At 69.8% G+C, this 20,075-nt stretch carries 20 protein-coding genes; 5 read left to right on the top strand and 15 right to left on the bottom strand.

Annotation, left to right across the window (positions count from 1 at the left end):
- Positions 1 to 2 precede the first annotated feature (2 nt).
- From AB0K60_RS25880 to AB0K60_RS25895, 4 genes are read left to right on the top strand one after another with little or no spacing between them, the layout of a single operon-like run.
- A complete protein-coding gene (locus tag AB0K60_RS25880; protein ID WP_364060109.1) occupies positions 3 to 1,430 on the top strand; it encodes an FAD-dependent oxidoreductase in 1,428 nt (475 codons plus the stop codon).
- Positions 1,431 to 1,476: 46 nt separating this feature from the next.
- A complete protein-coding gene (locus AB0K60_RS25885) occupies positions 1,477 to 2,274 on the top strand; it encodes an aspartate/glutamate racemase family protein (RefSeq protein ID WP_364060112.1) in 798 nt (265 codons plus the stop codon).
- A complete protein-coding gene (locus AB0K60_RS25890; RefSeq protein ID WP_364060115.1) occupies positions 2,271 to 3,644 on the top strand; it encodes an FAD-dependent oxidoreductase in 1,374 nt (457 codons plus the stop codon). The genes AB0K60_RS25885 and AB0K60_RS25890 overlap by 4 nt, the downstream gene beginning before the upstream one ends.
- A gap of 43 nt (positions 3,645 to 3,687) precedes the next feature.
- Positions 3,688 to 4,506: an SDR family oxidoreductase gene (locus AB0K60_RS25895; RefSeq protein WP_364060118.1), complete on the top strand. Its 819-nt coding sequence runs from the start codon at positions 3,688 to 3,690 to the stop codon at positions 4,504 to 4,506.
- Positions 4,507 to 4,567: 61 nt separating this feature from the next.
- On the opposite strand, the gene AB0K60_RS25900 is transcribed toward AB0K60_RS25895, so the two are convergent.
- The 12 genes from AB0K60_RS25900 to AB0K60_RS25955 form a co-directional block, all read right to left on the bottom strand.
- On the bottom strand, positions 4,568 to 5,413 hold the full coding sequence (locus tag AB0K60_RS25900; protein WP_364060121.1) for an enoyl-CoA hydratase: 846 nt from the start codon (positions 5,411 to 5,413) through the stop codon (positions 4,568 to 4,570).
- Positions 5,406 to 6,902, bottom strand: a complete 1,497-nt coding sequence (locus AB0K60_RS25905; protein WP_364060124.1) for an AMP-binding protein — start codon at positions 6,900 to 6,902, stop codon at positions 5,406 to 5,408. The genes AB0K60_RS25900 and AB0K60_RS25905 overlap by 8 nt, the downstream gene beginning before the upstream one ends.
- 136 nt (positions 6,903 to 7,038) lie before the next feature.
- A complete protein-coding gene (locus AB0K60_RS25910) occupies positions 7,039 to 7,707 on the bottom strand; it encodes a TetR/AcrR family transcriptional regulator (protein WP_364060127.1) in 669 nt (222 codons plus the stop codon).
- A gap of 22 nt (positions 7,708 to 7,729) precedes the next feature.
- Positions 7,730 to 8,614: an SDR family NAD(P)-dependent oxidoreductase gene (locus AB0K60_RS25915; protein ID WP_364060130.1), complete on the bottom strand. Its 885-nt coding sequence runs from the start codon at positions 8,612 to 8,614 to the stop codon at positions 7,730 to 7,732.
- A gap of 18 nt (positions 8,615 to 8,632) precedes the next feature.
- Positions 8,633 to 9,451, bottom strand: coding sequence for an SDR family NAD(P)-dependent oxidoreductase (locus tag AB0K60_RS25920; protein WP_364060133.1), 819 nt, complete (start codon positions 9,449 to 9,451; stop codon positions 8,633 to 8,635).
- A gap of 2 nt (positions 9,452 to 9,453) precedes the next feature.
- Positions 9,454 to 10,641 carry a lipid-transfer protein gene (locus AB0K60_RS25925; RefSeq protein ID WP_364060136.1) on the bottom strand — a complete coding sequence of 396 codons (1,188 nt, stop codon included), beginning with the start codon at positions 10,639 to 10,641 and terminating at the stop codon, positions 9,454 to 9,456.
- Between the two features lie 224 nt (positions 10,642 to 10,865).
- Positions 10,866 to 11,684, bottom strand: coding sequence for an enoyl-CoA hydratase-related protein (locus tag AB0K60_RS25930; protein WP_364060139.1), 819 nt, complete (start codon positions 11,682 to 11,684; stop codon positions 10,866 to 10,868).
- Between the two features lie 16 nt (positions 11,685 to 11,700).
- Entirely contained in the window at positions 11,701 to 12,738 is a 1,038-nt protein-coding gene (locus tag AB0K60_RS25935; RefSeq protein ID WP_364060142.1) for a TIGR03617 family F420-dependent LLM class oxidoreductase, read from the bottom strand.
- Between the two features lie 251 nt (positions 12,739 to 12,989).
- A complete protein-coding gene (locus tag AB0K60_RS25940) occupies positions 12,990 to 13,169 on the bottom strand; it encodes a hypothetical protein (protein WP_364060145.1) in 180 nt (59 codons plus the stop codon).
- A gap of 166 nt (positions 13,170 to 13,335) precedes the next feature.
- Positions 13,336 to 14,316: a ferritin family protein gene (locus AB0K60_RS25945; protein WP_364060148.1), complete on the bottom strand. Its 981-nt coding sequence runs from the start codon at positions 14,314 to 14,316 to the stop codon at positions 13,336 to 13,338.
- Positions 14,317 to 14,567: 251 nt separating this feature from the next.
- On the bottom strand, positions 14,568 to 15,101 hold the full coding sequence (locus AB0K60_RS25950) for an isoprenylcysteine carboxylmethyltransferase family protein (RefSeq protein ID WP_364060151.1): 534 nt from the start codon (positions 15,099 to 15,101) through the stop codon (positions 14,568 to 14,570).
- Positions 15,095 to 16,177: a 3-oxoacyl-[acyl-carrier-protein] synthase III C-terminal domain-containing protein gene (locus AB0K60_RS25955; protein WP_364060154.1), complete on the bottom strand. Its 1,083-nt coding sequence runs from the start codon at positions 16,175 to 16,177 to the stop codon at positions 15,095 to 15,097. The genes AB0K60_RS25950 and AB0K60_RS25955 overlap by 7 nt, the downstream gene beginning before the upstream one ends.
- A gap of 597 nt (positions 16,178 to 16,774) precedes the next feature.
- Here AB0K60_RS25955 and AB0K60_RS25960 point away from each other — a divergent pair.
- On the top strand, positions 16,775 to 17,131 hold the full coding sequence (locus AB0K60_RS25960) for a hypothetical protein (protein WP_364060157.1): 357 nt from the start codon (positions 16,775 to 16,777) through the stop codon (positions 17,129 to 17,131).
- Positions 17,132 to 17,290: 159 nt separating this feature from the next.
- Here AB0K60_RS25960 and dmpG read toward each other — a convergent pair whose 3' ends face one another.
- The 3 genes from dmpG to AB0K60_RS25975 are packed head-to-tail and all read right to left on the bottom strand — an operon-like array spanning position 17,291 to position 20,036.
- Positions 17,291 to 18,325: a 4-hydroxy-2-oxovalerate aldolase gene (gene dmpG, locus AB0K60_RS25965; protein WP_364060160.1), complete on the bottom strand. Its 1,035-nt coding sequence runs from the start codon at positions 18,323 to 18,325 to the stop codon at positions 17,291 to 17,293.
- Positions 18,322 to 19,215 carry an acetaldehyde dehydrogenase (acetylating) gene (locus AB0K60_RS25970; RefSeq protein ID WP_364060163.1) on the bottom strand — a complete coding sequence of 298 codons (894 nt, stop codon included), beginning with the start codon at positions 19,213 to 19,215 and terminating at the stop codon, positions 18,322 to 18,324. The genes dmpG and AB0K60_RS25970 overlap by 4 nt, the downstream gene beginning before the upstream one ends.
- Positions 19,212 to 20,036, bottom strand: coding sequence for a 2-keto-4-pentenoate hydratase (locus tag AB0K60_RS25975; protein WP_364060166.1), 825 nt, complete (start codon positions 20,034 to 20,036; stop codon positions 19,212 to 19,214). Before AB0K60_RS25975 ends, AB0K60_RS25970 begins: the two co-directional genes overlap by 4 nt.
- Positions 20,037 to 20,075 lie beyond the last annotated feature (39 nt).

Genomic DNA, 20,075 nt, shown 5'->3' on the forward strand with positions numbered 1-20,075 from the left:
ACATGTCCGAATCCAACGAGTTCGACGTTGTCGTGGTGGGTTCCGGGGTCGCCGGGCTCACGGCGGCGCTCTCCGCGGCCGAGTCCGGCGCCCGCGTCGCCGTCGCCGAGCGCGCGTCCCGGGCCGAGAGCGGCGGCAACACCCGCTACACCGAGGCGTTCCTGCGCATGAAGTCGATCGACGAGGTCTCCGACGACTTCGAGGAGACGCTGCTCGGCGACTTCATGGGTCACCCCGACCCGTCCCTGATGGTGGAGTCGCTGCGCGACCGCGCGTCCTGGTCGCCGCCGACGCGCACGCTGAGTGTCATCGACCCGGACGTCGTCGCCACCCTCGCCGAGAACGCGGGGCCGACGCTCCGCTGGATCGCCGGCCACGGGGTGCGGTTCGAGGCGCTCGCCACGCCGTTCCTCACCACCTCCACGACCCGGCTCATGCCGGTCGGCGGCGGCCTCGCCCTGGTCGAGGCCCTCACCGCGGCGGGCGAGCAGGCCGGGGTGACGTTCCGGTACGAGACGTCCGCGCGGGCGCTCATCGTCGAGGACAGCCAGGTGACCGGCGTACGCACCGCACGCGGCGACCTGCGCGGCCGGGTGGTCCTGGCGTGCGGCGGCTACGAGGGCAACCCCGAACTGATGGCCCGCTACCACGGGCGCGGCGGGCGGCACACCCGGCCGGTGGCGCGCGGCGGCCACTACAACAAGGGCGAGGGCTTGCTGATGGGCCTGGCCGCCGGGGCGGCGACGGCGGGCGACTTCGCGCTGTTCCACGCCGAGCCGGTGGACCCGCGCTCCGGGCAGCCCGAGGCGGCGATCTTCGCGTTCCCGTACGGGATCCTGGTCAACCGCGAGGGCCGGCGCTTCACCGACGAGGCCCCCGGCCCGGTGGACGCCTGGTACGAGCGCGTCGCCCGGCGCATCCACGCCCAGACCGACGGCATCGCGTACGCGATCTTCGATGCCGGCTGGGCCGACGTGCCGAACTTCTCGGCCGCGATCCGCACCGACCAGCCGCCGATCGAGGCCGACGACCTGGCGTCCCTCGCCGCCAAACTGGAGGTCCCGGCGGACGCGCTCGCCGAGACCGTCGCCGCCTACAACGAGGCGTGTGTGGGCGGCGAGTACCGGCCGCTTGAGGTTGACGGCCTCGCCACCAGGGGCCTGACGCCGCCGAAGTCCAACTGGGCCCGGCCGATCGTCAACGCGCCCTTCCGGGCGTACCCGATCATCGCGTCGAACGTCTTCACCTTCGGGGGCCTGAAGACGGACGACGGCGCGCGGGTGCTGGACGTGGACGGCGACCCGATCCCCGGCCTGTACGCGGCGGGCGAGCTGACCGGCATGTACTACACCAACTACACCGGCTCCACCTCGGTGCTGCGCGGCGCGGTCTTCGGCCGCATCGCCGGGCGGCGAGCGGCGCAGGGCTGACATCTCCGCCATCACGAACGCCATCACCAAACGGCAGGAAAGTGACATGCGTATTTGGCACCAGAGCTTCACCGTGCTCGACGACGTGCCGCACTATCGGGACGCGCTGAAGCGGCACCTCAACGCGGTGGCGCGGCCCGGCACCGAGGTGGAGCTGCACGGCATGGCCCCGGGCACGTACCCGGGCGCCTATCCCGGCACCCACATTGGCTACCTGTACCTGACGAACCTGCATCGTGAGCAGTTCGTGCGGGCGGCGCTCGCCGCCGAGGAGCAGGGCTACGACGCGTTCTTCATCGCCACCCTCCCCGACACCGGCTTCGAGGACATCCGCACGCTCGTGGACATCCCGGTCGTGGCGTTCGGCAACGCGTCGGTGGCGTTCGCCGCGACGCTCGGCCCCCGGGTCGGCATCGTCAACTTCATCGCCGCCCTCGAACCGCAGCTCCGCCGCACCATGGCCGCGTACGGCTTCGGCTCGATCGTCGGCCCCATCGTGCAGGTCGCGGCCGAGTTCACCGACGTGATGGCCGCCTACGACAACCCCGGCCCGCTCATCGACGCCTTCCGCGACGCCGCCCGCCGCGCCATCGCCGCCGGAGCCGACGTGATCGTCCCCGGCGAGGGCCCGCTGAACGTGTTCCTCGCCGACCAGGGCGTCTCCCGCGTCGACGACGTGCCGGTGATCGACTCCCTCGGCGCGACCCTCGCCCTCGCCGAGACCCGCGCCGAGTTCCGCCGCCGCAACGGCCTGCACCCGGCGCGTAAGGGCCTCTACTTCGCCAAGCCCGACCCCGACCTGGTCAGGGCCGCCCGCGCCTTCTATTACGGAGACAAGGCATGAGCGCCGACTACGAGGTGGACGTGGCCGTGGTCGGCGGCGGGGCGTGCGGCCTCATGACCGCCCTGCGCGCGGCCCGCGACCCCGAGCTGGTCGTCGCCGTCTACGAGAAGAGCACCCGTGAGGGCTGCAACACCCAGTTCTCCAGCGGCAGCCTCGCCGCCGGGGGCACCCGCTTCCAGCGCGAGGCCGGCATCGACGACTCGCCGGAGCGGCACGCCGCCGACATCCTCGCGGTGAGCAAGGACCCCGAGTCCGAGCCGATCCTGCTCGAACTGTGCCGGGCCGCCCCCCGGTACGTCGAGTGGCTCGGCGACGAGCTGGGCCACCCGATGGAGATCGGGCTCGACATGGCCCGCTCGGGCCAGAGCGTCCCGCGCCTGCACACCGACAAGGGGCGGGCGGGCGGCGGCCGTCTCGTCGCCACGCTGCGCCAGGCGGTGGCGGCGGCCGACAACATCGCGTTCGTCGACAACACCCCCGGCGTCGGCCTCATCTGCGAGAACGGCAAGGTCACCGGCGTCGAGGTGGTGGAGAACGGCGAGCGCCGCCGCGTCGGCGCGAAGGCCGTCGTCCTCGCCGCCGACGGCTTCGGCAACAACCCGACGATGCTCGCCGAGTACTGCCCGCAGGCCGTCGGCGCCTTCTACGGCGGCGTGAGCACCAGCACCGGCGACGCGATCACCTGGGGCATCGAACTCGGCGCCGCCGTCCGCAACATGGCCGCCTACCTCGGCCACGGCCTCGTCGTCCCCGGCCACGGCACCCGCCTCAACCCGGTCCTGCCGTTCCTCGGCGCGATGATCGTCGGCGTCGACGGCCGGCGGTTCGTCGATGAGAAGGGCCAGGGCTACTCCAAGCTGGGCCGGATCATCGCGCGGCAGCCGTCCCGCCGCGCCGTACTCATCTGGGACGAGCGCATGCACGAGGCCGCGATGAACTCGGAGCTGATGCGCGAGTCCGCCGCCGCGGGCGCGTTCGGCCGATACGCGTCGACGTCCGAACTCGCCGCGGCGTTCTCCCTGCCCGAGGACGCGCTCGCCGAAGAGCTCGCGAACTTCCGCGTGGTCTCGGTGGCGGAGGACCCGTCCGGCGTCGATCACGGTCGGCTGGAGTTCCCCCTGCGGGCGGGCTGGGTCACCCACGGCATCCTCACCACCCAGGGCGGCCTGGTCGTCGACACCACCGGCCGCGTCCAGCACCGCGACGGCGGCTGGATCGAGGGCCTGTACGCCGGAGGCGGCTCGGCCTGCGGCATCTCCGGCCCGTCCGCCGAGGGCTACATGTCCGGCAACGGCCTGCTCGCCGCCCTCGGCTTCGGCTGGATCATCGGCAACCACCTCGCGGGCGCGGGCCGCCGCCCTCTATGCTAGTTAGCATAGGCTCGAACGAACTGTTACGAGAGAGGACAGTCGTGTGAGGGAGTGGAAGGGCTCGGTCGCCTTCATCACCGGCGGTGGCCAGGGCATCGGGCTGGGCATCGCGCGTGCGCTGGCCAAGCGGGGCGTGCGCCTCGCGCTGGCCGACATCGACGAGGCCGCGTTGCGCGCCGCCCGCGACGAGCTCGCGCAGGTGACCGACGTGGAGATCTTCCGGCTCGACGTGCGCGACCGCGAGTCCTTCGCCTCGGTCGCCGACACGGCCGAGGCGAAGCTGGGCACCGTCGATCTGCTGTTCAACAACGCCGGCATCGCGCCGTACTCGTCGTTGTCGAAGATGCGATACGAGATGTGGGACCTGGCGCTCGGCGTGAACGTCATGGGCGTCGTCAACGGCGTGCAGACCTTCGTGCCCCGCATGATCGAGCGCCGCCGGGGCGGGTACGTCGTGAACACGGCGTCCGGCGCCGGACTCGTCGGCGGCTCGAACGTCCTGTACACGACCTCGAAGTTCGCGGTCGTCGGGCTCTCGGAGTCGCTCAAGATGGCCGCGGCCAAGTACGGCATCGACGTGAGCGTGCTGTGCCCCGGCCCCGTCGCCACCGACATCCTGAGCAACACCGAGAAGATCGGCGAGGGCCTGTCCGTCGTACAGAAGCACGGGGCCCACAAGGACACCGAGGACTTCCTCCGCTCGGGCGAGAGCATCGACGCCGTCGGCGAGATGGTCATCGCCGGCATGGAGGCCAAGGCGACGTGGATCCACACCGGCGCCTACATAAAGGAGTACGTGCGGATGCGGATGGAATCCCTGCTGGAGTCGATCCCCGGCCCGATCGCCGACCAGGTCTCCTGACCTACCGCGAAACGGCCTCCGGCGACGATACGCCGGAGGCCGTTTCATGGGTCCCGTACGGCTAGCGCTTGGACAACTGCCGGATCACCTCGATGCCCGACGGATCGACGGGGATGCCGTCGAAGACCGCACGCGCGTTGGCGTGCCCGGTCTGGTGCAGGGCGAACGCGTGGCGGATCGCGTTGAACTGGCCCTGGGCCTCCAGCGCGCCGTTCACCGACATCTTGGCCAGCTTCAAGCCGAACGACGGACGCTCGGCGATCTCGGCGGCCAGATCGAGGGTGAACCTCTCCAGGTCGTCGCGTTCGACGACGTGGTTGATCATGCCGAGTTTCTCGCACTCGCGGGCGGTGAGCGCGTGGCCGCGGAACAGCATCTCCTTGGCCTTGCGCGCGCCGAGCTCCCACGTGTGGGTGTGGTACTCGTGCCCGTTGACCGCGAAGGCGACCGTCGGGTCGGCGAAGGTGGCGTCCTCGCTGGCGACGATGAGGTCGCACGGCCACACCAGCATCAGGCCGCCGGCGATGACCTTGCCCTGCACCTGCGCGATCGTCGGCTTGGGGATGTTGCGCCAGCGCCAGCACATGCCGAGGTAGAACTCCTCCTCGTTGGCCATGCCCCCCTCCTGAGCCGGCCGGAGGTAGCCACCGGTCATGCAGTGCGGCTCGAAGTCGGCGCCGGTGGCGGTGTTCGTCAGGTCGTGCCCGGAGGAGAAGTGCGGACCGTCGGCCGCCAGGACGATGACCCGGATGTCGTCGTCGAGGGTGGCCTGCTGGAACGCGATGTCGAGCTCGTGGAGCATTGTGTAGTCCTGCGCGTTGCGCGTCTCCGGCCGCGCCAGCGTGATGCGCGCGACCCGCTCGACGGGAACGTCGTAGCGAATCCGCTTGAAGGCGGTATCAGGCATTGCTCTTCATCCTCTCGATTGCGGCGTCGCGCATCTGGCTGCGGCGCACCTTGCCGGAGTCGTCGCGAAGCGGCTGGTCGATGAACTCGATGGAACGCGGGATCTTGTAACGGACGATCTTGTCCGCGAGGAAGTCGAGGATCTCCTGGGCGGTGGTGCCGGGCTCGGCCTGCACGAGGGCGTGCACCCGCTGGACGAGATCGTCGTCGGGGAGGCCGACCACGACCGAGGAGATCACCTTGGGGTGCTGGTCGATCGCGCTCTCGACCTCGGCCGGGTAGACGTTCGCGCCACCGCTGACGATCATGTCGATGCGCCGGTCGCTGACGTAGAGGTAGCCGTCCTCGTCCTTCCAGCCCAGGTCGCCGAGGGTCTCCCAGCCGTTGAGCCTGCGCGCCTCGGCGCCGACGTACTGGTAGCCGGCGACGCCGTCCAGGCCCTTCATGTAGATCTCGCCGACCTCGCCGGGAGGAAGCTCCTCGCCGTCCGGGCCGAAAATCTTCATGTCGCCGACGAACGGCCGACCGACCGAGCCGCGGTGCTCGAGCCACTCCGCCCCATTGATCATGGTGATGGCGATCGACTCGGTGCCCCCGTAGATCTCCAGGATCTTCTCCGGGCCCAGCAGCTCGATCCACTTCTCCTTCAGCCATTCGGGGCACTTGGACGCCGTGTGCAGCAGCAGCCTGATCGACGACAGGTCGTACTTGCCGCCGGCCTCGATCACCCGGTACATGCGGTGCATCATCGTGGGCACGAGCATCAACCAAGTGATCTTGTGCTTCTCGATGAGCCGCAGCGTCCGCTCGGCGTCGAACTTGTTCATCACCACGAGGCGCTGCCCCATGAGCAGGCCGCCGACGGACATCGCCAGCGCCGAGTTGTGGTACAGCGGGGCGACCACGGCCTGGGTGTCCTCGGGCGTGAAGCCGAACACGATCTGGTTGACCGCCGGTGACCCCTCGGCGCGGTCGCCGGACCGGATGATCTTGGGGCGTCCGGTGCTGCCGCCGGAGGTGGGCGCCTTCCACGCCGGGGAGACGACCTCGGGCAGGGGCTCGTCGCTCACCGAGGGGTCCGGCTCGAAGCCGAGCGGCAGCGCGGCGTACCCGGGGTGGTCCTGTTCGCGTACGCCGACGAGAAGCGCGGCCTTGGCGAGGTCGATGATCGCCTGGCGTTCCGCGATCGGCAGGCGGTACGACAGCGGCAGCGGCACCGCGCCGACCTTGAGCGTGGCCCAGAACGCGACGTAGAAGCCGATGCCGTTCGGCAGCGCGATGGCGACGTAGTCGCCGTACTTCACGCCCTTCTCGGCATAGACGCGGGCGAGCCGGTTGGACCGCCGCTCAAGCCCGCGGCGGGTGATGGTGTCGTCGTCATGGATGATCGCGACGAAGTCCGGGTCCTCGTTCGCGAGTCGGGCCATGGTCCGCACGTACGGCTCCGAGGGGCTGGCGGCGAGAAGCCGCCGGATCTCCGCAGCGTCCATGTCACACCTCTCTCGGCATAGGGTCAAGCAGACCAACTCTATGTCAGACAACACAGAGTGGCGCAAGTAGCAGAATTAATAGGGACAAAGGACCTGCCGACCGGCGGACGCCTGGCCGGCGGAACCCGCCGCCGCGTCAGCCGGCGGACTCGCCGTCGCTACGGTTGTCGCAGGATGCGCGCTCGACAGGGGACTCGACGCCCCACAGGTCGGGGAGGTACTTGTCGAACTGCGCCGCGACCAGCCGCAGGGTCTCGTCGATGTCGATGCCGTCCGGGTCGATGAGCGCCTGCAGGTGAATTCCGTACAGCATGCCGACGATCGCCGCCGCGAAGGCGCGCTCCCGCTTCGACGCGATCGCGGGATCGACGCCTTCGGGGCGTTGCGCGCGCAGCCAGAGCCCGACGCCGCGGCGTCGCTCGGCGAGGAACTCCTGGTACTGGCGGTGGACGGCGCCCGTGCTGCTCATGGCCTCGGTCAGGATCATGAACAGCAGTGCCGAGTTGCCCTCGCGCAACCACTTGGCGTAGTCCTCGAGCAGCTCGGCGAACGTCGGCAGGGTCGTGTACTGATCCACCTGCATGGCACGCTCGATCGCGCGCTCGACGACCGCCATCACCAGGCCGTGCTTGTTCTTGAAGTGCCACGGGATCGACCCGCGGCTGATTCCCGACCGCTCGGAGATGTCGACGAAGGACGTACGGTCGAACCCGCGCTCGGCGAACAGCGCCTCGGCTGCGTCAAGGATGCGGCGGCGGCTCTCGTCGCCGATCTCGTCGATCCGGCGTCGCCCTCGGGAATTCACAGCGTCATCTTAATGTCAGGATTCAGGTCGCAAGCCTGGCCGTATCGGCGCCGAAGCCCGCTAAGAAGCCCTCGGCGTGCCGCATGGCGCCGATCAGCTCGTCGGTGCGTCGCTGGAGGGCCTCTCGCAGCTCGTCGCGGGTGGCGATGTAGGGCGCGTTCGTCTCGACCGCGTCGAGAACCAGTTCGCCGACCCCGTCGGGCGGGGCGCCCTGCTCGGTGAGCAGCCGGTGAGCGTAGTCGAGGATCTCGGTGACCCGCTTGGTGTGCGGCGGCGCCGTCTCCGGCCGCATGCGGCGCGTGTTCTCGACGATCTCGGTCGCGACCGGTCCGGGGAACAGGACCGAGACTCCGACGCCGAAGTGCGCCAACTCCCGCCGCAGGGACTCGCTCAAGCCGACCACCGCGTACTTGCTCGCGTGGTAGAGAAACCCGGAGCCCACCTCAAGGAGGCCGGCCTCGGAGGCGGTGTTCACGATGTGGCAGCGGCGGGGCGAGGTGAGCATCGCAGGAACGAACGTCTGGATCCCGTTGTAGACCCCTTCGAGGTTGATCCCCATGACGTGGTCCCACATCTCGTACGACAGGCTGCTCGGGCTGACCGAGTCGATGATCCCGGCGTTGTTGAACAGCAGCGACACCTCGCCCAGGTCGCGCCGGACCTCGGCCGCCACCTCGGCGTACCGCTGCCGGTCGGTGACGTCCAACCGGAGGCGGCGCAGCCGGTCCGGCGACGCGCCGAGCACATCGCCCGCCCGATCGAGCGCGTCCTCGCTGATGTCGGCGATGGCGACCTTCGCGCCGAGGCGCAGCAGGGCCCGGGCGATGCCGAGCCCGATGCCGCGAGCGCCGCCGGTGACGAAGGCGACGCGCCCCTCGAAGTCGGTGATGCCGTCGTTGGTGCTCATCTGATCTCCGATCCGGCGTCAGTACTCGTAACCGCCGGCGGCCGTGACGACCTGGCCGGAGATGTAGTCGGATTCGGGATACGTGAGGATGACCACCGCGCCGGCGGCCTCCCCGGGCGTGCCCGGACGGCCCAGCGGGATCAGCATCTTCATCGCCTCGACCGCCTCCGGCCGTACGCCCACCTTGATGTCCCGGCCCTCGACCGTGATCGACCCGCCGAGGGGGGCGGTCAGCCGCGTCTCGATGAAGCCGAACGCGACGCAGTTGACGTTGACGTTGTAGCGGCCCCACTCGTGGGCGAGCGTCTTGGTGAGCCCGACGATGCCCGCCTTGGCGGATGAGTAGTTGGCCTGACCGGCGTTGCCGCGCAGACCGGCCACCGACGAGATGTTGACCACCTTGCGGTGCACGACGACGCCCTGCTCCCGCTCCTTTTTCACCGCGGCGCTGATCACCGGCTGGGCGGCGCGCAGGATGTCGAAAGGCGCCTTGAGGTGCAGATCGACGATCGTGTACCACTGCTCGTCGGTCATCTTCTGGATGACGTTGTCCCAGGTGTAGCCGGCGTTGTTGATGATGATGTCCACGCCGCCGAACTCCTCGACGGCCGTGCCGACGAACCGGTCGGCGAACCCCTCGCCGGTGACGCTGCCGGGAACCGCGACGGCACGGCCGCCCGCGGCCTTGATCTTCTCGGTCACCTCGGCGGCCGGGTCGGCGTCGAGGTCGTTCACCACGACGGACGCCCCCTCCGCGGCGAGCTTCAGCGCGATCTCCCGGCCGATGCCGCGCCCCGCGCCGGTGACGAGCGCCGCCTTGCCGTCAAGCCTGCCCATCGTCAGACCCCCGCCTTCTCGTACATCGTGACGACGACCGCGCCGCCGAGACCGGCGTTGTGCTGCAGGGCGTGGGTGAGGCCCTCGACCTGGCGGTCCCCCGCCTCGCCGCGCAACTGCCAGACGAGTTCGGCGCACTGCGCGAGCCCGGTGGCGCCGATCGGATGGCCCCTGGCGATCAGGCCGCCCGACGGGTTCACGACGACCTTGCCGCCGTAGGTGTTGTCGCCGTCGAGCACGAACTTCTCGGCCGTGCCCTCGGCGGTGAGGCCGAGCGCCTCGTAGATGAGGAACTCGTGGGTGGTGAAGCAGTCGTGCAGCTCGATGACGCGGACGTCCTCGGGGCCGACGCCGCTTTCCTCGTAGACCTGCTTCCCGGCGGCGGCCGTCATGTCGTAGCTGATCAGGCGCTTCAGATCGCCCTCGAAGGTGCTCGGGAAGTCGGTGGCCATCGCCTGGGCGGCGATCACGACGTCGTCGCGCAGGCCGTGCTTGCGCGCGTACTCCCGCGACACCAGGACCGCGGCGGCGGCGCCCGACGAGCGCGGGCAGCACTGGAACATCGTCAACGGGCCGTAGATGGGCCGCGACGCGAGGACCTGCTCGACGGTGACCGGGTCGCGGAACACGGCGTAGGGGTTGTTCGCGGCGTGGCGGCGGTTCTTGACGGTGATGTGGGCGAAGACCTTCGGGTCGATGCCGTGCTCCTCGACGTACTGGTCGCCCGCGGCGCCGTAGAAGAGGGCGGCGCCGGGGAGGGTCTCCGGCATGCCCCTCTTGGCGATCACCAGCTTGGCGAAGTCCTCCAGCGGGTGCGGCCGCTCGGGCCACCGGCCCTCCACGTCGGCCTCCATCTGCTCGAACCCGACCGCGAGCGCGACGTCGATCGCGCCGCTCTCGATGGCCTGACGGGCGAGGAACAGCGCCGAGGACCCCGAGGAGCAGTTGTTGTGCACGTTGATGATCGGGATGCCGGTCATGCCGACGTGGTAAAGCGTCTTCTCCCCGCCGGTCGAGTCGCCGTAGATGTAGCTGGTGAAGGCCTGCTGGACGGCGCCGTACTCGATGCCGGCGTCGGCCAGGGCCCGACGAGCGGCCTCCGCGCCCATGATGTCGTACGGGTCGCTTTGACCGGCTTTGGTGAACGGGATCATTCCGACACCGGCGACGACTGCCTTGTTCTCGGACACGCCATCTCCTCTTCTCGGCAGCGCTCGGCGAGACCGTCTCGCGGCGAGCGCCATCAGTATGCGCACGACTTGATTGGTTAATCAAGTCTATGTTGGCTGTTATAGCGATAGGTGAAAAGCGAGAATCGCGGGCATGACGAAGCCCGCAGCGCCGAATGCTCCCCGGCCTGCGGATCGTCGGGTGGACGCGGTCGAGCCCTACCGCCGCGCGATCAAAACTCGCCTCAGCGTCCAGTGAACTCCGGCGCGGTCTTCGTGACGAACGCCCTCATGGCGATCGGTGCGTCCCGCGTGCGCGAGGCGAGGACCTGGTTGCGGTTCTCCAGCGCGATCGCCGCCTCGATCGAGCCCGCGTCCACATTGACCTGAAGGCATTCCTTGGTCAGCTTCAGCGCGTACGGGCTGTTGGCCGCCATCTCCCTGCCGAGTTCCAGGGCCGCATGCATGAGGTCGCCCGCCGCCACGACACGATTCACCAGCCCGATGCGGTACGCCTCCGCAGCGTCGATCAGGCGCCCGGTGAGCATCAACTCCGAGGCGTGACCGAGCCCGACGACGCGCGGAAGCAGCCAGGAGACGCCGACATCGCAGCCGCTGAGCCCCAGCCGGACAAAGGCCACATTGAACCGCGCCTCCGGCGCCGCGATCCGGACATCCGCGGCGAGCGCCAAGGCCAGCCCGCCGCCCGCGGCCGGCCCGTTGACGGCGGCGATCACCGGGACCGGCAGCCGCTTCACCCGGGCGATGACGTTCGCGCCGTGCTCCTGCACCCGCATGAAGTCCGTGACGCCGTCGTCCGGCAGCGCGGTGATCACGGCCAGGTCCGCACCCGCGCAGAAGCCGCGCCCCGCGCCGGTGAGGACGACCACGCGGACCGCCGGATCGCGCTCGACGACGGCGCACATCGCGTCGAGTTCATCCCAGAGCTCGGCGTGGAGGGCGTTGAGCTTCTCCGGCCGGTTGAGGGTGACCACGTGAACGCCGCCCTCCTCCTCCCGGACGAGCAGGTGGTCGAAGTCCGCCGTGGCGAGGGTCGTTGTCATGGCCGACCTTTCGTCGTCAGTGCCGGGAGAGCGCGAGGACCTCGATGGCCGCCGCCCGCGCCGCGCGCTCCTGAAAGGGCAGGGTGAGAATGACCTGGTCAACGGGCCGATACCGCGCCCGCACGCCCGCCGCGACCTGCGCCGGATCGCCGACGACGGCAAAGGTGTGAAGCACCTCGTCGTCGACGAGCTCGCCAAGGGTGAGGTAGTCGCCGCGCCGCATGCCCTCATGCGCCGCGTGGTGAAGCTCCTCCCACCCGTGATGGGCGAGCACGGGCAGGTACGCCGGCGTCGAGGCGTAAAACGCGATCTGACGTTTGGTCACGGCGACCGAGGCGGCGATCTCCTCGTCGGTGCGCCCCGTGGCGACCATCGCCATCGCCGCGAGCGTGAACGGACCCGCCCGCCCGGCCGCCGCACGAGCGGCCGCGACCGACGGCAGCATGACCCGATCGCGGTAGTCCGCCGAGGTCATCGGGTGAAGAAAGAGACCGTCGGCCACCTGGGCGGCGACCTCGACCATCTTCGGCCCCACCCCGGCGATCCAGATCTCCGGCACGGGCCCGTCCAGCGGACCGGGCGAGAACGCCTGCGGCATCAGTGTGTGGGTATAGAAGTCGCCTTCGAAGCCAAGCTTGGTGCCATGCTGCCAGCAGTCCCAAATGGCATGCAGCGCCGCGACGTACTCCCTCATCCGGGCCGCCGGACGTGACCACGGCATACCGAAGCGCTTGACCACGTGCGGCGCGATCTGCGTGCCCAGCCCGAGCACAAGACGGCCACCGCTGAGCCGCTGCAGGTCATGCGCGGTATAGGCCAACGACATGGGGGTACGCGCGAACGCGATCGCGACGGCCGTCCCGAGGGTCACCTGGCGGGTGTGCTCGGCGGCGGCGCCAAGCATCACGAACGCGTCGTGATCCGCCTCCGAGACGAAGAATCCGCCGCCACCCACCTCCTCCACCTCGGCGGCGGTGGCGCGCAGCGTGTCCAAGGAGCCGTGAAAACCGAGACCCACAACCGGGCCGAGCGCGGGCGGGCCGCTCCCGTTCATGATCCCCCTCTACGCCGACCGATGCGCCTTGTGAATATCCATACGCTATGCGAATGACACATTAAGGCTATAATCGCTCGTCCACAAGCGGTAAAGGGGTCTCAAGTGAACTTCGATTCAGGGTCCGACACGACTTCCGCCGCCGGTCTGATGCAGGATCACCGCGCTACCGGGCGCGCGAGTTGAACTGTCGGCTCTCTTGCCGCCGCTCTGGTAGTCGAAGCCGTGCGGTCGGATGGCCGGCGGCGCGGCTAGCCGTTCTTCCTGCCCTTCCGCTTCGCCTTCTCCTTGGCCTCCGCCGGGTCTTTGCCCCGTTCCACGTCGCGCAGGGCCGAGCGCAGTTGCTCCGCGGTCATCTTTGAGTTGCCCTCAATGCCCGCTTCGTGAGCCTTACGGCGCAGGTCGTGTAGGTCGTCCCTGTTCTCGGGCATCTGTTGCTCCTTCCAACCGACCGCCCTCCTCACGGACCCCACGCCCTACCCCTCAGCCGCTCAGGGCAATCACCCATATCGTCATGAATGGGACAAATGACGATCGGGGTGTGGCGTCGGCTCCGATGGAACCTCTCGCCACACCCCGATCACGAGGTCGGTCGCGTCAGCGTTTGCCGGGGCAGCGTCCCCCGATCTTGGACAGCGCCGCGACGAAGGCGTGCGCGTAGCGTTCCTGGGCGCGCTTGGCCTTCAACAGCAGACGCGCCGCCCGCCGGTCGCCGACCTCGGCGGCCTGCTGGGCGAAGTTCCCGTACAGCCGGTGCGCCTCGTAGGTCTGGTCGAAGATCGTGTGGCACACGTTGGTCCTGGTGTCGCGGACCAGACCGGCCAGGGTCGCCGCCTCCGCGAAGTGCTCGGTCAACTCGACCCGGGCGGTGCGGTGGAACAGCGTGGCCAGGGCCTTGACGTCGGTGGCCTCGGCGTGCTCGGCGTAGAGGGTGTACTTCGCGTACGCGAGCGCCTCACGGCGCATCGTCGTGTGCAGGTTGCGCAGCGTCCGCGCCGACCGCACCCGGGGGCCGCCGACCGGGATGGTCGTCGCCTCGGCGGATACGTCGGTCAGGATGTGCGCGCCGGACGAGGGGTCCTTGATCGCCGCGAGGGCCTCGTCGAACCGGTCGCGGTGGTCCGCCTCCTCCTGGCCGATCTCGGTGAAGAGCCGGAAGGCGACGATCTCGCCGTCCGCCTTGGCCTCGGCGGCGAACCTCCGGTACAGGCTCGACGCCTCGTACGCCTCCGTCCGGATGGCGTCGCGGAGGTTGTCGGCGTTGTTGCCGAGCAGCCCGGCCAGCTTCGCCTGCTCGGTGAAGTGCCGCCGGAACTCCTCGGCGGCGGTCCGGTCGTACAGGTCGCGAACCCTAGGCAGGCGCTCCTTGTCCGCCTGGATGGCGTAGGCCTGGTAGGCGGCGTGCGCGAGACCCTCCGCCTCCATGGCCTTCATCACGTTCGCCCGGGTCGAGGGGTGGACGCGCTCGGTCCGCTCGGCGGGCGATGCCAGGGCGCCTCCGACCGGCACCACGAGCAGCGCGATCGTGCTGAGAAGGGCGGCGCCGGCGCGTAACCGGCCTACGGTTCGGAATCCCATGTGTCCCCCGATGAGCATGTGTCCCCCGATGAGTGTGTACGGACAGGGTTGGCGGAGAGATTGCGCAAACAACGAACGGGGTGGCTTGACGCACGCCGCTCTCACTGTCCGCCCGTGATCATTGTTCTCATGTATCTCATGAGTCACGCCCTGCCGTACGGTTTGGACCATCTGGGAAAAGTAAGATCCCTTTGATACGGGGACAAAGAAACGCCACCCGGGGCCGCGAATCGGGCCTTTCCCCCACCGGTTCAGGGGCGGGCGGCGTGGCGGTGGTCCGCGTGGGCGAGCGCCGCGTTCTCGACGCGGACCCGCGTCCGGAGCAGTACGGCATTGGCCATGGTGAAGGCGATCGCGGTGAGCCAGGCGGAGTGCACCAGGGGCAGCGCGATGCCCTCGGCGACCACGGCCACATAGTTGGGGTGGCGCAGCCACCGGTAGGGGCCGTGCCGCACCAGGGGGAGGCCGGGGACCACGACCACGCGGGTGTTCCACTGCCGGCCCAGCGCGGCGACGCACCACCAGCGCAGCGCCTGGGCGGCGAGCACCACGGCGAGCATCGGCCGGCCGAGCGCGGGGAGGAACGGGCGGTGCAGCAGCCACACCTCCAGCGGGGCCGCGACCAGCAGGCCGACGTGGGCGAGGACGAGCCACGGGTAGTGCGCCCTGCCGTACTCCACGCCGCCGCGGGCGCGCGCCCAGGCCAGGTGGGAACGCGCGACGAGCAGTTCGGCGACCCGTTCGACGGCGACGAGGGCGATCAGCAGCGTGTAGGCGGTCACCACCGGAGCAGGACCAGTTCGGCGGCGAAGCCCGGGCCGAGTGCCATCAGCACGGCCGGTTCACCGGGCCCGGGGCGACGGTGGGCGATGGTCTCCTGAAGGACGTTCAGCACGGAGACCGATGACAGGTTGCCGAGGCGCCGCAGCGAGTTCCAGGTTACGTCGAGCGCGTGCTCGGGCAGGTGAAGCACCCGGCCAATCGCGTCGATGACCTTGGGGCCGCCGGGATGGCACACCCACGAGTTCACCTCGGCGATGCTCAGCCCGTGCTCGGCGAGAAAGCCCTCGACGTCGTCCGCGAGCCGTGCCTCGACCAGATCCACCAGTTCGGGCGCGAGCACGATCCGCAGGCCGAACTCGCCGACCTCCCAGCCCATGAGCCGGCGCGTGCCCGGATAGAGCCGGCTCTTCGTGGCGACCACCCGCGGCCCGATCCGGCCCCGTGAGCCTGTGACGCCCCCTGGCTCCACCAGGCCGTCGGGCCGTTCGTCGCTCACGGCGACCAGGGCGGCGGCGCCGTCCCCGAAAAGACCACTGGCGATCAGGTTCGCCACCGAACCGTCGTCGCGCTGCATGGTCAGCGAGCACAGCTCGACGCACACCAGCAGCCCCACCTGGCCGGACCGGCCGTACAGGATGTCGTGCAGCCGCGCGATTCCGGCAGCGCCTCCCGCGCAGCCCAGGCCGAACATCGGCACCCGCCGGACGTCCGGCCGCAACCCGGCCTGCTGCGCCACCCGCGAGTCCAGCGACGGCGTCGCCACCCCCGTCGAGGAGCAGAACACCAGGTGATCCACATCGCCGGGGGCGAGCCCCGCCCCCTTCAGCGCGTCGGTGACGGCCCGCGTCCCGAGGTTCAGCGCCACGCCGATGTACGCGTCGTTCGCGGCGCCGAACCCGTCGAGCCCGCCGTACCGCTCCAGGGGCAGCGCGAGGTTGCGCGCCTCCACCCGTGTGGCGGCGTGGAACCGGCGAAGTGTCCCGGGCTCCCCCGGCAGCAGCTCTTCGACCGCCTCGGTGATCTTCCCCTGCTCGTACCGGTTCTCCGGAAGCACGGTCCGGACTGCCTCAATCCACATGACGAGCAGTCCATGCCCCCTACGCGGGGAAACTCACCGACCGGTCCCCGGAGCCGCCGCCCGCCGCTCCGGGGAGAACGGCGAATAAAACCGATTCCTACGGTCGGCAAAACCAGGCCGGACCCCATACCTTTCGGATCGCGATATCCAAGGACCCGGAGCACGACCAAGGAATGAATATTTCAGGCAGCCCACTCAACCGCTCCACAGTCCCCCACAAGCATTTTCGCCCTGATCGCCGGACACGCCACGCCGACGCCGTCGCATGGCAGACATCCCGGCTTGACGGCCCTTCTGGACGGGTGCCAGACTCCTGGCGCCCGAGGGGAATTGGCGCTGGCGGGGGCTGCCATTACCAACCGATCGTCACGACACGCACCGCCTGAATACTTCATGAAAGGCATCGTCACGATCCCCGCTTGAAATCCCCGCATGCGGCTTCACCATCGCGCATGAGAGCAACCGCCCCGAATGGTCCGTGGACTGACGCGTAGCCGTCAGGCCGCCTCGGGCGGTCCCTTTAAGAAGACGTAACCGATTACTGGAGACACGATGAAATTTTCCGCCCGCGCCCTTGTCGCCGCTTGCGGAGCGGCCGTGGCCCTCACGGCCTTCGCCGCCGGCCCCGCCCAGGCCGACACCGTCCGAGTGCCCTGCCCTGACTCGATCCTTCAGGGGCGGATCCCCGACGGCATCGACCTCGCCATCATCGACAAGGACAAGAAGACCCTGTGCTTCAGGGGGCAGAGCGACCGGGCCATGCAGGTGAACATCTACGGCGTCACCCAGATCTACAAGCACGACAACGTGAGGTCGGTCACGCTCATTGTCGAGCGGACGGCGGGGGACGTCGGAACCGCGTGGGAGCGGATCTACCTCGACGCCAATAAGCCCTTCCACTGGTTCCTGGGGGCCCCGGCGCACAGGATCGACTCGATCTACATCCAGAAGTAACCCCGCCGCGGCGCGGTCGGCGTTCTCAACACCCCCGCTGGATCGATTGGGCAGCGACGCCCACGGCATGTGGGTGCCGTGGGCGTCGCGGGTGAGCGGAGGTTGTGCCGCCGAGCGGTTCGCGGGTGCACGGGCCGCTGATCGCCGGTGGTCGGCGGGTCAGGTATTGGCTTGCGCGCGGTCGCGTTCGGCGGCGAGTTGGAGGGCCACGTCGATGATCATGTCTTCCTGGCCGCCGACGTAGCCGGCTTCGCCGACGCGCTGGAGGATCTCGTGGGCCGGGACGTTGTAGCGTTCGGCGGCGCGTTCGGCGTGGAGGAGGAAGCTGGAGTAGACGCCGGCGTAGCCCTGGGTGATGGCACCGCGGTCGGCGAACGGGAGGCGGTTGAGGAAGGGCTTGACGACCTCCTCGGCGGCGGCCAGGGTGCCCTGGACGTCGACGCCGGTGGGGATGCCGAGACGTTCGAAGGTGGCGGCGAGGACCTCGGTGGGCGAGTTGCCCGCGCCCGCGCCGAGGGCGCACAGGGCGCCGTCGATCTGGAGCGCGCCGTTCTGTACGGCGAGCACCGAGTTGGCGATGCCGAGGGAGAGGTTCTGGTGGCCGTGGAAGCCGACCTGGGCCTCGTGGCCGATCTCCTTGACGAGGGCGGCGATGCGGTCCTGGGCCTCGCCGAGCACGAGGGCGCCGGCGGAGTCCACGACGTACACGCACTGGGCTCCGCCGTCCACCATGATGCGGGCCTGGGCGGCGAGCTCGTCGGGGCCGACGCGGTGCGACAGCATGAGGAAGCCGACGGTCTCCATGCCGAGTTCGCGAGCCGCGGCGAAGTGCTGCAGCGAGATGTCGGCCTCGGTGCAGTGGGTGGCGATGCGGGCCACGGACGCCCCGGCGTCGTGGGCCTTCTTCAGGTCCTCGATGGTGCCGACGCCGGGCAGCAGCAGTACGGCGATCTTGGCGGTGTTCGCCTCGTCCACGGCGGCGGCGACGAGCTTGATGTCGTCTTCGAGGGAGAAGCCGTAATTGAAGGAGGAGCCGCCGAGACCGTCCCCGTGAGTGACCTCGATGACCTCCACCCCCGCCTTGTCGAGGGCGTGGACCACGCCGCGCACCTGCTCCTCGGTGAAGCGGTGCGCCATGGCGTGGCTGCCGTCGCGCAGCGTCGAGTCGGTGATCCTGATCTTCTGGGCGGTCATGCCGTCACCTTCCCCAAGGCGAGTTGCTCGCCGACCCGCGCCGCGGCGGCGGTCATGATGTCGAGGTTGCCCGCCCACGGCGGCAGGTAGTCGCCGTTGCCTTTGACCTCAAGGAACACCGCCACCCGGGCGTGGCCCTGCCAGATGTCGCGGGGCTCGTCGAACTGCGGGTCGGCGCGCAGGGTGTAGCCGGGGACGTACTCGGCCACCTTCTTCACCATCGTGTGGATGGACTCGGCGATCGCGTCGGTGTCGGCGTCCGGCGGGATCGCGCAGAACACCGTGTCCCTCATGATCATCGGCGGCTTCACCGGGTTGAGGATGATGATCGCCTTGCCGCGCCGCGCGCCGCCGACCGACTCGATGGCGCGGGCGGTGGTCTGGGTGAACTCGTCGATGTTGGCCCGGGTGCCGGGTCCGGCCGAGCGCGACGCGATCGAGGCCACGATTTCCGCGTACGGCACCGGCACCACGCTGGACACGGCGTACACGATCGGGATCGTGGCCTGGCCGCCACAGGTGATCATGTTGAGGTTGGGCGCGTCGGACAGGTCGTCGAGGTTGACCGGCGGGCACACGAACGGGCCGGTCGCGGCCGGGGTGAGGTCGATCGCCTTGATGCCGGCCGCCTCGTAGCGGGGGGCGTTCGCCAGGTGCGCCTTGGCGGAGGTGGCCTCGAAGACCAGGTCGGGCAGGTCGTCCTGGGCGAGCAGCCAGTCCACGCCTTCGGCGGAGGCGGGTACGCCGAAGTCGCGGGCGCGTGCCAGGCCGTCGGAGGCCGGATCGACGCCGATCATCGAGTGGACCTTGATGAGGTCGCTGCGCAGCAGCTTGACCAGCAGGTCGGTGCCGATGTTGCCGGGGCCGACGATGGCGGCGGTGAGGGTCATGAGTTCGCCTCCGCAGCGAAGCCGATGGAGACCGAGCCGATGCCGGCGAACGTGGCGGTGATGTGGTCGCCGGGGTTCACCGGGATGGCGGCGGTGATGGAGCCGGGCAGCACGACGTGGCCGGCCTCCAGGGTCACGTCGCGCTCGCCGAGCACGTTGGCGAGCCAGACCAGGGCGTTGAGCGGCGAGCCGAGCACGGCGCCGCCCGCGCCGGTCTGCTCCAGGCCGCCGTTGCGGTAGAGCAGGCAGCCGCCGAGGGCGAGATCGACGGCGTCGAGCCGGACCGGGCGGGTGCCGAGCACGACGCCGCCGCTGGAGGCGTTGTCGGCGATCGTGTCCGCGAGGGTGATCTTCCAGTCGGCGATGCGCGAGTCGATGATCTCAAGGGCGGGGAGCACGAAGTCGACCGCGGCGGCGGCGTCGGCCGCGGTGACCCCCGGGCCGGACAGCGGCCGGCCGAGCACGAACGCGACCTCCGGCTCGATGCGCGGCTGCAGGAAACGGCCGGCGTTCACGCGGCCGGAGTCCGTGAAGAACATCGCGTCGGTGAGGTGCCCGAAGTCGGGCTGGTCCACGCCGAGCTGGCGCTGCATCGCGGCGGAGGTGAGGCCGACCTTGTGGCCCTTGATCACCGCTCCCCGGGCGCGCCAGGCGTCCACCTGGGCGAGCTGGATCGCGTACGCGTCGTCGATCGACAGGTCCGGAGAGCCCTCGGTGAGCGGCCTGACCGGCTTTCCGGTGGCGTAGGCGTCGAGCAGCAGCGCCGCCGCCTTGTCCACGAAGGCCGGGTCCTGCACACCCTGGCCCTTCCCCTGGTCCATGGTTCTCCTTTCGTCGTCCCGCCGGATGAACCTTCGTTC

The sequence above is a fragment of the Thermopolyspora sp. NPDC052614 genome (genome assembly GCF_040678635.1).
GTDB lineage: Bacteria > Actinomycetota > Actinomycetes > Streptosporangiales > Streptosporangiaceae > Thermopolyspora.

Coding starts and splice junctions, on each gene's coding strand:
- AB0K60_RS25975 (WP_364060166.1), bottom strand. CDS start 20,036: ATGGACCAGGGGAAGGGCCAGGGTGTGCAGGACCCGGCCTTCGTGGAC.
- AB0K60_RS25920 (WP_364060133.1), bottom strand. CDS start 9,451: ATGGGCAGGCTTGACGGCAAGGCGGCGCTCGTCACCGGCGCGGGGCGC.
- AB0K60_RS25970 (WP_364060163.1), bottom strand. CDS start 19,215: ATGACCCTCACCGCCGCCATCGTCGGCCCCGGCAACATCGGCACCGAC.
- AB0K60_RS25905 (WP_364060124.1), bottom strand. CDS start 6,902: ATGGACGCTGCGGAGATCCGGCGGCTTCTCGCCGCCAGCCCCTCGGAG.
- AB0K60_RS25945 (WP_364060148.1), bottom strand. CDS start 14,316: ATGGGATTCCGAACCGTAGGCCGGTTACGCGCCGGCGCCGCCCTTCTC.
- AB0K60_RS25915 (WP_364060130.1), bottom strand. CDS start 8,614: ATGAGCACCAACGACGGCATCACCGACTTCGAGGGGCGCGTCGCCTTC.
- AB0K60_RS25885 (WP_364060112.1), top strand. CDS start 1,477: ATGCGTATTTGGCACCAGAGCTTCACCGTGCTCGACGACGTGCCGCAC.
- AB0K60_RS25890 (WP_364060115.1), top strand. CDS start 2,271: ATGAGCGCCGACTACGAGGTGGACGTGGCCGTGGTCGGCGGCGGGGCG.
- AB0K60_RS25955 (WP_364060154.1), bottom strand. CDS start 16,177: ATGTGGATTGAGGCAGTCCGGACCGTGCTTCCGGAGAACCGGTACGAG.
- AB0K60_RS25880 (WP_364060109.1), top strand. CDS start 3: ATGTCCGAATCCAACGAGTTCGACGTTGTCGTGGTGGGTTCCGGGGTC.
- AB0K60_RS25935 (WP_364060142.1), bottom strand. CDS start 12,738: ATGAACGGGAGCGGCCCGCCCGCGCTCGGCCCGGTTGTGGGTCTCGGT.
- AB0K60_RS25940 (WP_364060145.1), bottom strand. CDS start 13,169: ATGCCCGAGAACAGGGACGACCTACACGACCTGCGCCGTAAGGCTCAC.
- dmpG (WP_364060160.1), bottom strand. CDS start 18,325: ATGACCGCCCAGAAGATCAGGATCACCGACTCGACGCTGCGCGACGGC.
- AB0K60_RS25900 (WP_364060121.1), bottom strand. CDS start 5,413: ATGCCTGATACCGCCTTCAAGCGGATTCGCTACGACGTTCCCGTCGAG.
- AB0K60_RS25930 (WP_364060139.1), bottom strand. CDS start 11,684: ATGACAACGACCCTCGCCACGGCGGACTTCGACCACCTGCTCGTCCGG.